The sequence below is a fragment of the Actinomadura chibensis NBRC 106107 genome (genome assembly GCF_001552135.1).
Lineage (GTDB): Bacteria > Actinomycetota > Actinomycetes > Streptosporangiales > Streptosporangiaceae > Spirillospora > Spirillospora chibensis.
The window spans coordinates 179,534-194,081 of the sequence record NZ_BCQP01000017.1 but is presented as its reverse complement, the minus strand read 5'-3'; the positions used below and the strand labels follow the sequence as shown (position 1 = coordinate 194,081).

12 protein-coding genes are annotated in these 14,548 nt (G+C 72.9%); 9 read left to right on the top strand and 3 right to left on the bottom strand.

Going from position 1 to position 14,548, the window contains the following annotated elements:
• The first annotated feature begins 31 nt into the window (after nucleotides 1–31).
• From ACH01S_RS11280 to ACH01S_RS11250, 7 genes are all read left to right on the top strand, one after another.
• Nucleotides 32–781 (top strand): hypothetical protein, encoded by a 750-nt coding sequence (locus ACH01S_RS11280; protein ID WP_067889013.1) that lies wholly within the window; start codon nucleotides 32–34, stop codon nucleotides 779–781.
• Nucleotides 782–816: 35 nt separating this feature from the next.
• Nucleotides 817–1,497, top strand: a complete 681-nt coding sequence (gene tsaB, locus ACH01S_RS11275) for a tRNA (adenosine(37)-N6)-threonylcarbamoyltransferase complex dimerization subunit type 1 TsaB (RefSeq protein ID WP_067889010.1) — start codon at nucleotides 817–819, stop codon at nucleotides 1,495–1,497.
• Nucleotides 1,498–1,600: 103 nt separating this feature from the next.
• Nucleotides 1,601–2,116: a ribosomal protein S18-alanine N-acetyltransferase gene (gene rimI, locus ACH01S_RS11270; protein ID WP_067889007.1), complete on the top strand. Its 516-nt coding sequence runs from the start codon at nucleotides 1,601–1,603 to the stop codon at nucleotides 2,114–2,116.
• 46 nt (nucleotides 2,117–2,162) lie between these two features.
• Nucleotides 2,163–3,194: a tRNA (adenosine(37)-N6)-threonylcarbamoyltransferase complex transferase subunit TsaD gene (tsaD, locus tag ACH01S_RS11265; protein ID WP_067889773.1), complete on the top strand. Its 1,032-nt coding sequence runs from the start codon at nucleotides 2,163–2,165 to the stop codon at nucleotides 3,192–3,194.
• Nucleotides 3,195–3,304: 110 nt separating this feature from the next.
• Complete coding sequence (locus ACH01S_RS11260) at nucleotides 3,305–5,500, top strand: MMPL family transporter (RefSeq protein ID WP_067889004.1); 2,196 nt, start codon at nucleotides 3,305–3,307, stop codon at nucleotides 5,498–5,500.
• An 80-nt stretch (nucleotides 5,501–5,580) separates the two neighbouring features.
• Nucleotides 5,581–6,735, top strand: coding sequence for a sensor histidine kinase (locus ACH01S_RS11255; protein ID WP_067889001.1), 1,155 nt, complete (start codon nucleotides 5,581–5,583; stop codon nucleotides 6,733–6,735).
• A gap of 8 nt (nucleotides 6,736–6,743) precedes the next feature.
• The gene (locus ACH01S_RS11250) at nucleotides 6,744–7,415 is read left to right on the top strand and encodes a response regulator transcription factor (protein ID WP_067888998.1); all 672 of its coding nucleotides are present in this window, start codon (nucleotides 6,744–6,746) and stop codon (nucleotides 7,413–7,415) included.
• A gap of 26 nt (nucleotides 7,416–7,441) precedes the next feature.
• Here the strand turns inward: ACH01S_RS11250 and ACH01S_RS11245 are convergent, their stop codons facing one another.
• The 3 genes from ACH01S_RS11245 to ACH01S_RS11235 all read right to left on the bottom strand — a co-directional run bounded on the left by ACH01S_RS11245 (nucleotide 7,442) and on the right by ACH01S_RS11235 (nucleotide 12,151).
• Entirely contained in the window at nucleotides 7,442–8,377 is a 936-nt protein-coding gene (locus ACH01S_RS11245) for an aminoglycoside phosphotransferase family protein (protein ID WP_067888996.1), read from the bottom strand.
• A 248-nt stretch (nucleotides 8,378–8,625) separates the two neighbouring features.
• Nucleotides 8,626–10,296 carry an apolipoprotein A1/A4/E domain-containing protein gene (locus ACH01S_RS11240; protein WP_083980558.1) on the bottom strand — a complete coding sequence of 557 codons (1,671 nt, stop codon included), beginning with the start codon at nucleotides 10,294–10,296 and terminating at the stop codon, nucleotides 8,626–8,628.
• Between the two features lie 625 nt (nucleotides 10,297–10,921).
• Nucleotides 10,922–12,151, bottom strand: coding sequence for a DUF8688 domain-containing protein (locus tag ACH01S_RS11235; protein ID WP_067888990.1), 1,230 nt, complete (start codon nucleotides 12,149–12,151; stop codon nucleotides 10,922–10,924).
• A 246-nt stretch (nucleotides 12,152–12,397) separates the two neighbouring features.
• On the opposite strand from ACH01S_RS11235, the gene groES reads away from it, so the two are divergent.
• Both groES and groL read left to right on the top strand, forming a co-directional pair.
• On the top strand, nucleotides 12,398–12,706 hold the full coding sequence (groES, locus tag ACH01S_RS11230) for a co-chaperone GroES (RefSeq protein ID WP_067629509.1): 309 nt from the start codon (nucleotides 12,398–12,400) through the stop codon (nucleotides 12,704–12,706).
• An 86-nt stretch (nucleotides 12,707–12,792) separates the two neighbouring features.
• Nucleotides 12,793–14,421 carry a chaperonin GroEL gene (gene groL / locus ACH01S_RS11225; protein ID WP_067888986.1) on the top strand — a complete coding sequence of 543 codons (1,629 nt, stop codon included), beginning with the start codon at nucleotides 12,793–12,795 and terminating at the stop codon, nucleotides 14,419–14,421.
• Nucleotides 14,422–14,548 lie beyond the last annotated feature (127 nt).

The following is a 14,548-nucleotide window of genomic DNA, read 5'->3' as shown; positions in this document are numbered from 1 at the left end:
TATCGATTGCCGTAAGCAGGAGTGGGATCCGGTGAGTGGTAGCCATCGCAGCGGCGAGTACCGTACGGGGAGCCACCGGGTCGTCCGGAAGCGGCGGAGCGGGCATCGGCTCGCGGCCGTCCTGGGCGTCGTCGGGGTCGGCGTCGGGATCTGCGCGCTCGCGGTCTTCGTCGTCCTGAGCGGCGTGGGCGCGAGCGGGGACGACGACACGGGGCGGGTCGTCGGCAGCGGCGCGACCGACACGCCCCCGGCCAAGGGGGAGCGGACCGCCGTCCCCGACTCCTGCGCGATCGTCCCGCAGGCCCTCGTCGACCGGCTCGCGCCGAAGGCCGAGCGCACCGAGGCAGACAACTACCAGGGCGGCGACCAGCAGAACCAGTGCGTGTGGGGCGCGTACGCGGGGTCGGGGAAGCGGCAGCTCACCGTCGAGCTGCGCGCGATCACCGACACCGGCGGCGGGACCCGGTCGCCCACGGCGGCGGCGCGGACGACGTTCGCGGCCGAGCGGACGGCCGACGAGTCCGGCAAGGGCCTCCTCGCGGGCCAGGAGCTGACCGACAAGACCCGGCTGGACGGCGTCGGCGACGAGGGCTACGTCGTCTACAGCGCGGACGACAAGCAGGGCTCCGGCGAGGCGATCGGGAACGTCCGGGTCGGGAACGTCCTGGTGACGATCCACTACTCCGGTTCCGACGACGGCGACCCGCTGTCGTCGCGCGCGGCGATGGACGGCGCCGTCGAGGCGGCCAAGGCCGCCCTCCAGGGTCTCGACCAGTCGTGACGCGACCGGCCGCGCGGCCGGTAGGCTTTCAACCCGTGCTGGTCCTGGCTTTCGACACCGCTACCGCCGCGATCACCGTGGCGCTGTACGAATGGACGCCCGGCGAGGGGGCGGTCCCCCGCGCCGTGGCCGAGACCGTCGACCGCCGAAGGCACACGGAGCTGCTCACACCGTCCGTCGCGAAGGTGATGGCGGTGGCGGGCGCCGCGCCGGACGACCTCAGCGCCATCGCCGTCGGGGTCGGCCCCGGCCCCTACACCGGGCTGCGCGTCGGGCTCGTCACCGCGCGGTCGATGGGGGAGGCGCTGGCCGTCCCCGTCCACGGCGTCTGCACGCTGGACGTGATCGCCTGGGCGAGCGGGCGCGAGGAGCCGTTCGCCGTCGCGACGGACGCCCGCCGCAAGGAGGTCTACTGGGCGCGGTACGACTCGTGCCGCGAGCGCGCGACCGGTCCGGCGGTGGGCCCGGCGTCCGCCGTCCTGGACGGCGCCCCGGCCGGGCTGCCGGTCATCGGCGAGGGCGCCGCGCTCTACCCGGACGTCCTCGGCGGCTCCGGGCACGAGCCGCTGCTGCCGGGCGCGGGCGCGCTCGCGGAGCTGACGGTCGCCCGCCTCTCGGGCCGGAAGGGCCCCGCCCTCCTGCCGCCCGAGCCGCTGTACCTGCGCAGGCCCGACGCTCGTGAGCCGGGGCCGCGTAAGAGGGTGACTCCGGTATGAGCGAAGCGAACCGGGGGGTGTGGGGGGTCGTCCCCCCACGAGGTGCCGGTATGAGCGAAGCGAACCGGGGGGTGTGGGGGGTTGACCCCCACGAGGTGCCGGTATGAGCGAAGCGAACCGGGAGGCGCGGGGCGTCGTCCTGCGTGCGATGGACCGCGCGGACCTTCGGGCCGTCCACGAGCTGGAGAAGGCGCTGTTCCCCGAGGACGCGTGGAGCATGGAGCTGCTCGGCGGGGAGCTCGACGACCAGCCGCGGACGCGGCACTATGTGGTCGCGGTGGAGCCCGGCGGCGAGATCGTCGGCTACGCGGGCCTCGCCGCCGCGGGCGGGCAGGCCGACGTGCAGACGATCGGCGTCCGCGCCGACCGGCGCCGGTCCGGCGTCGGCGCGCTGCTGCTCACCGAGCTGCTGGACGAGGCGGCCCGCCGCGACAGCGAGGCGGTGTTCCTGGAGGTCCGCGCCGACAACGACCCGGCCAGGCGGCTCTACCGCCGGTTCGGGTTCGCCGAGGTCGGGGTCCGCAAACGCTACTACCAGCCCTCGAACGTGGACGCGGTCGTCATGTGCCGCCAGTTGCGCGAGCGTCCGCCGATGGGCTTCAACAAGGAGGCGCTGTGACCGCCGCGAAGCGCGCGCGCCTCCCGCTGGAAGGTGGGAACAGGTGATTCGGGACGAGCCGCTGGTGCTCGGCATCGAGACGTCCTGCGACGAGACCGGCGTCGGCGTCGTGCGCGGGCACACGCTGCTGGCCGACGCGATCGCGTCCAGCGTGGAGGAGCACGCCAGGTTCGGCGGGGTGGTGCCGGAGGTGGCGTCCCGCGCGCACCTGGAGGCGATGGGGCCGACGATCGAGCGTGCCCTCGCCGACGCCGGGGTGGCGTTCACCGACGTCGACGCGTTCGCGGTGACGGCCGGGCCGGGCCTGCCGGGCGCGCTGATGGTGGGGGTGGCCGCCGCGAAGGCGTACGCGCTGTCGCTCGGCAAGCCGCTCTACGGCGTGAACCACCTGGCCGCGCACGTGTGCGTCGACCAGCTCGAACACGGGCCGCTGCCGAAGCCGTGCGTGGCGCTGCTGGTGTCGGGCGGGCATTCGTCGCTGCTGCTCGTCCCGGACGTGGCGGGCGACGTCCGGCCGCTCGGCGCGACCGTGGACGACGCGGCGGGCGAGGCGTTCGACAAGGTCGCCCGCGTCCTCGGGCTCGGCTTCCCGGGCGGGCCGATCATCGACCGGTCGGCCCGCGACGGCGACCCGGCCGCGATCGCGTTCCCGCGCGGCAAGTACGACGACGGCACCTACGACTTCTCCTTCTCCGGCCTGAAGACGGCGGTGGCGCGCTGGGTGGAGGCCAGGGAGCGCGCGGGCGAGCCGGTTCCGGTCGCGGACGTGGCGGCGTCCTTCCAGGAGGCCGTGGTGGACGTCCTCACCCGCAAGGCCCTCAAGGTCTGCAAGGACAACGGCGTCCACGACCTGCTGATCGGCGGCGGGGTGGCGGCGAACTCGCGGCTGCGGGCGCTCGCCAAGGAGCGCTGCGACGCGGCGGGCGTGCGGCTGCGCGTCCCGCGCCCGAAGCTGTGCACCGACAACGGCGCGATGGTCGCCGCGCTCGGCGCCGAGCTGGTCGCCACCGGGGCGGCGCCGTCCGACCTCGAACTCCCGGCCGACTCCAGCCTCCCCATCGAGTCCGTCACCCTCTGATCCCCGTACTCGGAATTCAGTAGCCCGAATGCCTTGACTGGCAGGACGACGCGACAGGGGGTCTCCGGAAAGCCTGGTGTGGTTCCCAACACCAGATTCGGAGATCCTCCATGGCGACCTTCCTGTACCGGCTTGGGCGCGGAGCCTTCAGATGGCGCCGCTGGGTGGCGCTGCTGTGGCTCGCCGCCCTGGCCGCCGCGTTCGCCGGCGCGCAGGGCGCGGGCGAGGCCCCGTCCGAGTCGTTCTCGATGCCGGGGATCGAGTCGCAGCGGGCCTTCGACCACGTCAACGCGAAGTTCCCGGGCGCGGCGGCGGACGGGGCGGACGCCCGGGTCGTGTTCACCGCCCCGCCGGGGCAGAAGATCACCGCGGCCGGGAACCGCGCGCCCGTCGACGCGCTGGTGACCCGGGTGGCCAAGGGCCCGCAGGTCGCCGGCGTGGAGAACCCCTTCAAGGAGGGGACGGTGAGCAAGGACGGCTCCACGGCGTTCGCCACGGTCGTCTACAAGGTGACGGCCGACGACCTCACCGAGGCGAGCAAGGACGGGCTGAGGGCCGCCGTCGAGCAGGCCCGGGCGACGGGGCTGACGGTCGAGGTCGGCGGGTCGGCGCTGGAGACCGACCCCGCGGGCGGGGCCGGCGAGATCCTCGGCATCGGCGTCGCCGCCGTGGTCCTGCTGATCACCTTCGGGTCGCTGGCCGCCGCCGGGCTGTCGCTGGTCACCGCGATCATCGGGGTGTTCGTCAGCCTCATGTCGATCACGGCGCTGCAGAACGTCTTCGACCTGTCCCCGTCGACGGGCGAGCTGGCCATGATGCTCGGCGTGGCGGTCGCCATCGACTACGCCCTGTTCGTGGTCTCCCGCTACCGGGAGGAGCGCGGCAAGGGCCACGAACCCCGGGAGGCGGCCGGGCTCGCCGCGGGCACCGCCGGTACCGCCGTCGTGTTCGCCGGGCTCACCGTCGTCATCGCGCTGATCGGGCTGTCGGTGGTCGGCGTCCCGATGCTGACCAGGATCGGCATGGGCGCGGCGGGCGCGGTCGTCGTCGGCGTACTGGTCGCGTTGACGCTGGTCCCGGCGCTGCTCGGGTTCCTGCCGGACTCCGTCCTCGCGCGCCGTGCCCGCAAGGGGCGCGTCGCCGGTGGGGGCGAGGGGTTCGGGGCGCGCTGGGCTCGGTTCGTCGTGCGGCGGCCGGTGCCGGTGCTGCTCGTCGCGGTCGCCGCGCTGGGCGCGGTCGCGCTGCCGTCGCTGGACATGCGGCTCGGCATGCCGGGGGACGAGGCCAAGCCCACGTCGACCAGCGAGCGGCGCGCCTACGACGCGCTCGCGAAGGGCTTCGGCCCCGGGTTCAACGGCCCGCTGACCGTCGTTGTGGACGCGGCCGCCGCCCGCGACCCGCAGGCCGCCGCCGCGGCGATCGGCGCGAAGCTCGCCGCGACCGAGGGCGTCGTCTCGGTGTCCCCGCCCCAGTTCGACGAGGCGGGCACGACCGCCGTGCTGACCGCGACGCCCGCCACGGCGCCGACCAGCCAGGAGACCAAGGACCTCGTCCGGGACATCCGGGCCGGGCGGCCCGCGATCGAGTCCGCCGCCAGCGCGACCTTCGAGGTCACCGGCGCCACCGCGCTGAACATCGACGTCGGCGCGAAGATGCAGAAGGCGCTGATCCCCTACCTCGCGACGATCGTGGGCCTGGCGTTCCTGCTCCTGCTGCTGGTGTTCCGTTCGGTGCTGGTGCCGCTCAAGGCCGCGCTCGGCTACCTGCTGTCGATCGGCGCGGCGTTCGGCGCGATCGTCACGGTGTTCCAGAACGGCCACGGGGCCGGGATCTTCGGCGTCGACCAGCCCGGACCGATCATGAGCATCCTGCCGATCTTCCTGGTGGGGATCAGCTTCGGGCTGGCCATGGACTACCAGGTCTTCCTGGTCTCGCGGATGCGGGAGGCGCACGTCCACGGGGAGGCGCCGGGCCGGGCCGTGGTCACCGGGTTCCGGCACAGCGGCCGGGTCGTGACGGCCGCCTCGCTGATTATGATGGCGGTCTTCAGCGGGTTCATGACCGGCGCCGGGATGATGGTCAAGATGGTCGGCTTCGGCCTCGCCGCCGCCGTGCTGTTCGACGCCGTCGTCGTGCGGATGGTGATCGTGCCCGCGGTCCTCGCCCTGCTCGGCGGGCGGGCCTGGTGGCTGCCGCGCCGGCTCGACCGGGTGCTGCCGCGCGTCGACGTGGAGGGCGAGTCGTTGCGCGACCGGGTGCCGCCGCTCGCGCCGGTCTCCGCCGAGCCGCCGACGGCGCGCGTCTGACCTGGCCCGACGTGGGGGCCGGCCGCGGGGTCGGCCCCCACCCGTCCGATGGGAGTACAGGGAATCCGGGAGAGGACCTCATGACCACAAGTTGGCGGCGGTTCGCCGACCGGCATCCCCGCGTCGCCGAGGCGGGCTTCCTGCTGCTCGTGTACACGATCACCATCGGGCAGTACATCGACACCGCCGCTGGCTGGTGGCCCGGCACGCTCCCCGCGACCGCCGCCTGCCTCTCCCTGGTGTGGCGCGACCGGCATCCGGGCGCGGTCGCCTCGTTCGTCGTCTTCTGCACGGTCGTCACCGGCGGCACGGGCTATCCGGTGACCCACAAGTACATGATTCCGCTGGTCGTCGCGTTCTACGCGCTGGGCGTCCGCGTTCCCGAGCGGGTCGCGCGAGTGTACGGCGTGATCGGCATCGTGGTGTTCGCGGCCGCGGCGCAGTGGGCCGTCGAGGACGACCAGGCCCAGAAGGTCGCGACGTTCGCCCCCGCGTTCTGGATCATCGTGGCGCTCGTCTCCGGCGCGGCCGTCCGGGGCAGGCGCGCCTACCTGGACGCCGCCCACGCCCGCGCCGAGCACGCCGAACGCACCCGCGAGGAGGAGGCCAGGCACCGGGTCGCGGCGGAGCGCGTCCGCATCGCCCGGGAGCTGCACGACGTCGTCGCCCACCACATGGCCCTCGCCAACGCGCAGGCGGGCACCGCCGCGCACATCGTCCGCACCGACCCGGAGCAGGCCGGGGAGATCCTCGGCGAGCTGAGCCGGACGACCGCCGCCGCGCTGCGCGAGCTCCAGGCCGCCGTCGGCCTGCTGCGCCGGTCCGACGATCCCGAGTCGCTGGAGCCGTCCCCCGGCCTCGGGCGGCTGGACGAGCTGGTCTCCGCGTTCGACTCGGCCGGGCTCCGCGCCACCGTCACGGTCGACGGGGAGCGGCGGCCGCTCTCACCCGGGGTCGACCTGGCCGCGTTCCGCATCGTGCAGGAGGCGCTCACCAACGTCGCCAAGCACGCCGGTGCGGACACCGCCGAGGTGAGGCTCTCCTACGACGGCGACACGCTGACCGTCACGGTCAGCGACGACGGCGGCGCAGGGCCCCGCCCCGCGGCCTCCGGCGGCGGGTTCGGCCTGATCGGGATGCGGGAGCGCGCGCGGTCGGCCGGGGGACGCCTCCGCGCGGGCCGTCGTCCCGAGGGCGGCTTCGCCGTCACAGCCGAACTACCCATCCATTCATAGGGAACTCGATGACCATCCGTTTGCTGCTCGCCGACGATCAGACTCTGCTGCGGGCGACCTTCCGGATCCTGATCGACTCGTCCGACGACATGGAGGTCGTCGCCGAGGCCGCGGACGGTGGGCAGGCCGTCGAGCTGGCGCGCGTCCATCGTCCCGACGTCGTCCTCATGGACATCCGCATGCCGGGCTCGGACGGCCTCGCCGCGACCGAGGCGATCTGCGCCGACCCCGAGCTGGCGTCCACCCGCGTCCTGATCCTCACCACGTTCCAGACGGACGAGCACGTCGCCCGCGCGCTGCGCGCCGGGGCCAGCGGGTTCCTCGGCAAGGACGTCTCCGCGGACGGCCTGCTCGCCGGGATCCGCACGGTCGCCGCCGGGGACGCGCTGCTGTCCGGCACGGCGACCCGCTCGCTGATCACCCGGTTCCTCGCCGTTCCCGAGCCCGGCGCGGGCCTCGCCTCGCCGGACGACCTCGCCGCCCTCACCGCGCGCGAACGCGAGGTGACGCTCCTCGTCGCGGACGGGAAGTCCGACGCGGAGATCGCCGCGGAGCTGTTCATCAGCCCGCTGACCGCGCGCACCCACGTCCAGCGCGCCAAGACGAAGCTCGGCGCCCGCGACCGCGCGCAACTCGTCGTCATCGCCTACCAGACGGGCCTCGCGCGCCCCGCACGCTAGGCCCGGGCACGCTAGGAGTGGCCTCGCTAGGCGTGGGCGAGGAGGTTGGAGAGGTAGTCCTCGTAGAGGGGGACGTGGGCCTCGTCCATGACGCGGTCGCCGTCCTCCGGGAGGAGGTCGAGGACGCTGCGGACGTCCCAGTACGGGTCGTGCGGGTGGCCGCCGGAGACCTGGTCGAACGCGGCGAGGAAGCGGTCGGCCACGGACGTGCCGTAGCGCAGGGCGAGGCCGCGGCGCATGCGGGCGATGTCGACGGCGATCGGGCCGGACGAGGCGTCCGACCAGTCGACCACGCCGGTCAGCTTGCCGTAGGACCACAGCGTGTTGTCGGCGTGGTAGTCGCGGTGGATGAACCGGGCGGGCGCCTCGGGCGCGGGCCGGGACGCGACCTCGAAGGCCCGCTCCCACAGCCGCGGGCGGAGCGCGTGCCGCGGCGGGACGCGGGCGTCCAGCCGGTTGTGCGGGACGTAGGGCGGCATCGTGGCCGCGCCGTTCAGCGCGTGCACCGCGAGCAGGGCGGCGGCGAGCTGGATGAGGTATTCGGGCAGGTCGTCCGGGGACGGCCGGGGCGGGTGCCCGCCCAGCCGGGTGATCAGCAGCGCGGGGACGTCGCAGTAGGCGCCCGCCGGGTCGGCCGCGACGAGGGCCGGGGTGGGGATCTCGCACCCGGCGAGCAGCGCCAGCGCGGCGATCTCGCGTTCCGGGGAGAACTCGGAGCCGTGCCGCCGCGCGGGCGCGGGCTCGCGGGCCGTCCAGCGGCGCAGGACGAGCCGGTGCGCCTCGCCAGAGCGGCTCTTCACGAGCAGCGCGTGGTTGGCGTGCGCGGCTCCGCCCGCGAGCGGCCGCACCATGCGGACCTCGGCGCCCCGGCCGAGACACTCCTCGACCCAGCGCAGCGTGCTGCGTCCGGGTGGGGCGCCGGTCGGCAGGCAGGGAGCCGGTGTGTGCGTCACCTGATCCATGAAAACGGATTCCGAAGGGTATTGGGAGTGATTTTGCGAAGACGGAACGTAACAAATTGCACGTCATCGCGGTGCCGTGACGGAATAGTTTTGGTGGTCTCACCCGAATGCCGGACAAACGTCGCGGATCCCGATGGGTATCGCGGCGCGGCACGCGCCGCCGCCCGGCCCGTCCGGCCCCGCCAGGACGCGTCCGGGCGGGGCCGCCTGAGCGGCCCCGCCCGTTCGTCGCGCCAGGCTCGCGCCGGTCAGTCCTTGGTGTCGCGGCGCGGCCGCAGCAGCGCCTCGGCGAGGGCGAGCATCGTCTCCTCCAGGTTGGAAAGACGCTTCAGCACGTCCTCGTGCACCGCGTTGACCTGCTTGGACACGTCGTCGTGGACGCCGTCGACCTTGCGTCCGACCTCGTCCTCGACGTGCGAGACCCGCTTGGCGAACTCGGCCTGGGCGGCGTCGGCGCGGCGGCCCGCCTCGTCCTGCATGCCCTCCACGCGGCGCGCGAACTCCTCCTGGACGCCGCCGACCTGGCGGGCCACGTCCTCCTGCATGGTGCCGACCTGCTTCGCGACGTCCTCGTGGATGACGCCGACCTGCCGGGTGACGTCGGCGTGGATGTCGCCGATCCGCTTGCCGACCGTCTCGTGGACGCCGCCGACCTGCCGCGACACCTCCTGGTGCACGGACTCGACCTGCTTCGCGACGTCGGCGTGCACCGACTCGACGCTGCGGGACACGAGGTCGACCTGCGCGGTGAACTCCTCAAGCGCGCCGTCGATCCGCGTCGCGACCTGCTCGTGGATGCCCTCGATCCGCTTGCGGACGTCCTCGTGCACGTCCTCGAAGCGGCGGGAGAACTCGTCCATGCGGCGCGCGACGTCGCTGTAGGCGGTCTCGGCGATCTCCGACATCGTGGCCTTGACCTCGTCGCGGTCCGGCCGGGCGCGCAGCTCCTCGATCAGCGGGTCGACGGCCTCGGCGAGGTGCTTCTCCAGCGCGTCGAACCGGTCGCCGTAGTCGGCCGCCGGGCGCCGCGCCAGCTCGCCGAGCAGCCGGTGCAGCTCCGCGATCTCCAGGGTGGCGGGGAGCCGGTTGATCCGCTCGGTGACGCCGTCGAGGCGGCCGTCGATGCCCTCGAACCTGCCGTCCAGGCCGTCGAGCTTGCCGGACACGCCTTCGAGGCGGCCGTCGACGCCGTCGAGCCGCCCGTCCAGGCCGTCGAGGCGGCCGCCGACGCCCTCGACGCGCCCGCCGATCGCGTCGAGGCCCTGCTCCATCCGCTCGGCCATCTCGCCGAGCGCCTGGTCGACCCGGGCCGTGACGCCGTTCACGGAGTGTTCGAGCCGCTCGGAGCGGTGGCCGAGCTCGGCGAGCGACTTGTCGAGCCGGTTGAAGCGGACGGACGCGGCCTCCATGCTGCCCTGGAGCTTGTCGAGCCGCTTCGTCATCTCGTCCATGCGCTGGGACGCCTGCTGGGTGGCGTCCGTGATCGCCTGCGCGGAGTCGAGGACGGCCTGGATCCGGGTCAGCCCCTCGTCGACGTTCTCGGCGACGACGCCGACGTCGGCCCACAGCGCGGGCAGCTCGGCGACCGGCTTGACCCGCTCGCCGAACGTCTCGATGTGCTCGGCGAGCCCCTCCGCCCACTCGGGGGGCTTGCCGACCATCTCGTCCACCTGCCCGCGGACGGTGTCGACCTGGCCGCGGACGGTGTCGAGCTGCCCGGTCAGCCCGGTCAGCTCCCGCTCCCGGACCTCGCGCAGCAGCCACTCCATGCCCTCCAGCCGCTGGCGGATCTCGTCCAGGACCTGGCCCTGGGAGCGCTGTTCATAGACGTGGTCCTGCGCCGCCCGGGCGAGCAACTCCCGCATCCGATCCGAGACCGGTTGACCCCCCGTCTGCAGGAAGTTGTGATTCGTTTCCACCCGACGCTCCTTCGTGTGCCGGCGCGACGAATTGACGCACGGCAATGAATCTCTGGAGAGGCCACTGTAGTGCGTGCGGAGGGCGCCGATAACGGCTAGCAGAGAACATTGTGAGTTCGGTGGAATGCGCCTGTTATCCAGCTGGGGCGGTTGGAGAGTCTTGGTGTTGGATCAGACTTATTCCCGCTTCGCGGCTATTGCGGTGATTACGTGGGTTATGTCCCTGGATGGGGGGTGGACGGGACGGGCATGCGACGGCGATCTATCCGTACATCTCGTCCAACGTCGGTCGTTCGCGGGGCGCCCCGGGATACGCGCGGCCGGCGGGCGCCGGATGGGCGGAGCCGCCGCGCGGCGCGTCCCCGGCCATTTTCGGCGGCGCATTCGGGGACGCCGAAGTGCCGCCGCTGAACCTGCCTTGGTGTTTCCCGGTCCGGCCGATCCCGGCGCGCCGATTCCGGCGCCCGGCGGGGGCCTTGCCCGCCGCCCGCAATCGCCGGTCAACGCAATGCCGAAAAGGCCGAGGATTTGCCCGGGCATGGCGCGTCGCGCGGCCCCGCTTGGCGTGCTCCGGCCGCGGGGAGATCTTTGGACTTGATCGGCGTCCGGCGCCGCTCCGGGCGGGTCAGCCCGGCGGCGCCTGCGGCACGGGACGCGCCAGCAGCGCGACCGGGTCGCGCCCGACCCGCGTCACCACCAGCGTCAGCTCGGCCGCGCCGTGGCCGGGGCGCCGCCCGCCGAAGCCCAGGTCGCGGCGCAGGCGCTCGACGTCCACCGCCGACCCGCGCTTCTTCACCGTGAGCACGCCGACCTCGCGGCGGCGCAGCTCCGCGCGCAGCCGCTTGACCGAGAACGGCACGACGTCCTCGACCTCGTACACGGATGCGAAAGGCGTGGGACGCAGCGCGTCGGACGTGATGTAGGCGATGTGCGGATCGGCGAGGCCGCCGTCCACCGACGCTGCGACCTCGCCCACCAGATGGGCGCGAATGACGGCCCCGTCTGGCTCGTACAGATAACGTCCCCATTCGCGTACATCGGGGACGTCCTGGCCAGACGGAGTCAGCGTCCACACCTGCGGATCGACGTCAGAGGTAAGCAGCGTGGCGCGGCGCCCCACGTCCCCGGCGAATTCGCCAAGCCACAGGGCCGCCTCCTTGACGTCGCCCCCGACCGACACCCATTCCGCTTCGGCGCCGTCCGGGACGGCCTCATGCGGTATCCCCGGAGCGACCTTGACGCAGGCGGCCCTCACCCGTCCGGCCTTCTCCAGGACGGCGTCCAAGGGCGGCTCGTAGGAACGCGGGTCGAACACCCTGCCCCGCGCGGTGCGTCGTCCGGGGTCGGCGAAAACGGCGTCGTACCCGTCCGGGTCTTCCTTGGTCGCGTCACCCACGCGGACGGACGCGAGGCCGTCCAACCCCAGCGCGGACACGTTGGCCCTTGCCACCTCGGCCGTCAGCGGGTCGATCTCCACACCGTCGCCTGGGAGACCGTCCCGTGCCCGTGCGATGAGGTCCGCGCCTATGCCGCACCCCAGTTCCAGGACACGTCCCCCAGGCAGACGGTCGGCGAACCGTCGCGCACGGTGGGAAGCCACGCTCGCACGGGTCGACTGCTCCAGCCCGTTCTGGGTGAAGTACATGCGGTCGGCGTCCGCGCCGAACTTGACCCGCGCGCGCTGCCGCAGCCGCACCTGGGTCAGCGCGGCGGCCACGAGCGCGGGGTCGTGCCGCTCGCGCAGCCGGGACGCCGTCGCGAGGAGGCCGCCCTCGCTCACGTCCGCTCCGGACGCCTCCGCGAGGACCGCCCGGCCGGACGGCCCGCGCAGGGCCGCGAACGACGCGATGTCCATGCGCCGAAGTTAGCGGCCGGTGAACGCGCAGGAACGGCTGACGTGTGCGTCCGTGTCCATGTTGACGGGTTACCGGGCACGGAATAGTCTCCATGACTGGCACTCTCCATACGAGAGTGCCAATACAGCGACGAAGGTCGGTCTGGCACCCGCGACGGCAGGCCGGTCCAGGGTCGCCTCTTCTGTCACATGTGCTGGCCGGCCCGATGTGGTCGGCCGAGGACCAATCGAAGGGGAGGTCAGATCGTGACGACCGCCACCAAGGTTGTTCTCAAGCCGCTTGAGGACCGTATCGTCGTCCAGCCGCTTGAGGCCGAGACCACCACCGCTTCCGGCCTGGTGATCCCGGACACGGCGAAGGAGAAGCCCCAGGAGGGCACCGTCATCGCGGTGGGCCCCGGCCGCGTCGACGACAAGGGCGAGCGCGTCCCCGTCGACGTCAAGGTCGGCGAGGTCGTGCTGTACAGCAAGTACGGCGGCACCGAGGTCAAGTACAACAACGAGGAGTACCTCGTCCTCTCGGCCCGCGACGTGCTCGCGGTCATCGAGAAGTAATCACCGAGAACGTGATGCACCCGCCCCGGTCGGCGCCGCCTTCGGCGGGGCTGCCGGGGCGGATCGCGTGAAAGAGGAGTATCCGCATGGCGAAGATCCTGGAGTTCGAGGAGGACGCTCGCCGGGCTCTTGAGCGCGGCGTCAACGCTCTCGCGGACGCCGTCAAGGTGACGATCGGCCCGCGCGGCCGCAACGTCGTCATCGACAAGAAGTTCGGCGCGCCGACGATCACCAACGACGGCGTCACGATCGCCCGCGAGGTGGAGCTGGAGGACCCCTACGAGAACCTCGGGGCCCAGCTCGCCAAGGAAGTGGCGACCAAGACCAACGACATCGCGGGCGACGGCACCACCACGGCGACCGTCCTCGCGCAGGCGCTGGTCCGTGAGGGCACCCGCAACGTGGCCGCGGGCGCGTCCCCGCTCGCGCTGAAGCGCGGCATCGACGCGGCCGCCCAGTACGTGTCCGACCAGCTCCTCAAGTCGGCCCGCGAGGTCGAGGAGAAGGGCGAGATCGCGCACGTCGCGACCATCTCCGCGCAGGACCCGAAGATCGGCGAGCTGATCGCCGAGGCGTTCGAGAAGGTCGGCAAGGACGGCGTCATCACCGTCGAGGAGGCCCACACCATGGGCCTCGAGCTGGAGTTCACCGAGGGCCTCCAGTTCGACAAGGGCTACCTGTCGCCGCACATGGTGACCGACGCCGAGCGCATGGAGGCCGTCCTGGAGGACGCCTACGTGCTCATCGTCGACGGCAAGATCTCCAACGTGCAGGAGTTCCTGCCGCTGGCCGAGAAGGTCGCCCAGACGAAGAAGCCGCTGCTCGTCGTGGCCGAGGACGTCGAGGGCGAGGCCCTCGCGCTGCTGGTCGCGAACAAGATCCGCGGCACCTTCCTGTCCGTCGCCGTCAAGGCGCCGGGCTTCGGCGACCGCCGCAAGGCGATGCTCGGCGACATGGCCACCCTCACCGGCGGCCAGGTCGTCAGCGAGGCGATCGGCCTCAAGCTCGACTCCATCGGGCTGGACGACCTCGGCCGCGCCCGCCGCATCACCGTCGACAAGGACGCCACCACGATCGTCGACGGCGAGGGCTCCGCCGACGACGTGAGCGCCCGGATCAACCAGATCAAGGTCGAGATCGAGAACTCCGACTCCGACTGGGACCGGGAGAAGCTGCAGGAGCGCCTCGCCAAGCTGGCCGGGGGCGTCTGCGTGCTGCGCGTCGGCGCCGCCACCGAGGTGGAGCTGAAGGAGAAGAAGCACCGCCTGGAGGACGCCATCTCGGCGACCCGCGCGGCCATCGAGGAGGGCATCGTCTCCGGCGGCGGCAGCGCGCTCGTGCACGTCGCCAAGGAGGGCTTCGACACCCTCGGGCTGTCCGGCGACGAGGCCACCGGCGCGGAGGCCGTCCGCAAGGCGCTCGCCGAGCCGCTGCGCTGGATCGCCGAGAACGCCGGCCAGGAGGGCTACGTCGTCGTCTCCAAGGTGCAGGCGCTGAACCCGGGCAACGGCTACAACGCCGCCACCGACGAGTACGGCGACCTGGTCGCCCAGGGCGTCATCGACCCGGTGAAGGTGACCCGCTCCGCGGTGACCAACGCCGCCTCGATCGCGGGCATGCTGCTCACCACCGAGGCGCTCGTGGTCGACAAGCCGGAGGAGGAAGAGGCCCCCGCCGGCGGCGGCCACGGCCACGGCCACGGGCACGGCCACTGATCCGCGTCCGATCCGCTTGTGATCACCGCGCCGGGCGCGGGCGAGCGGCTCGTCCCGCCTGGTGATCGTCGGCAGACCCCCGTCCGTCCGGACGGGGGTCTCGTCGTTTCCGCGGGCGGCCCGTGTT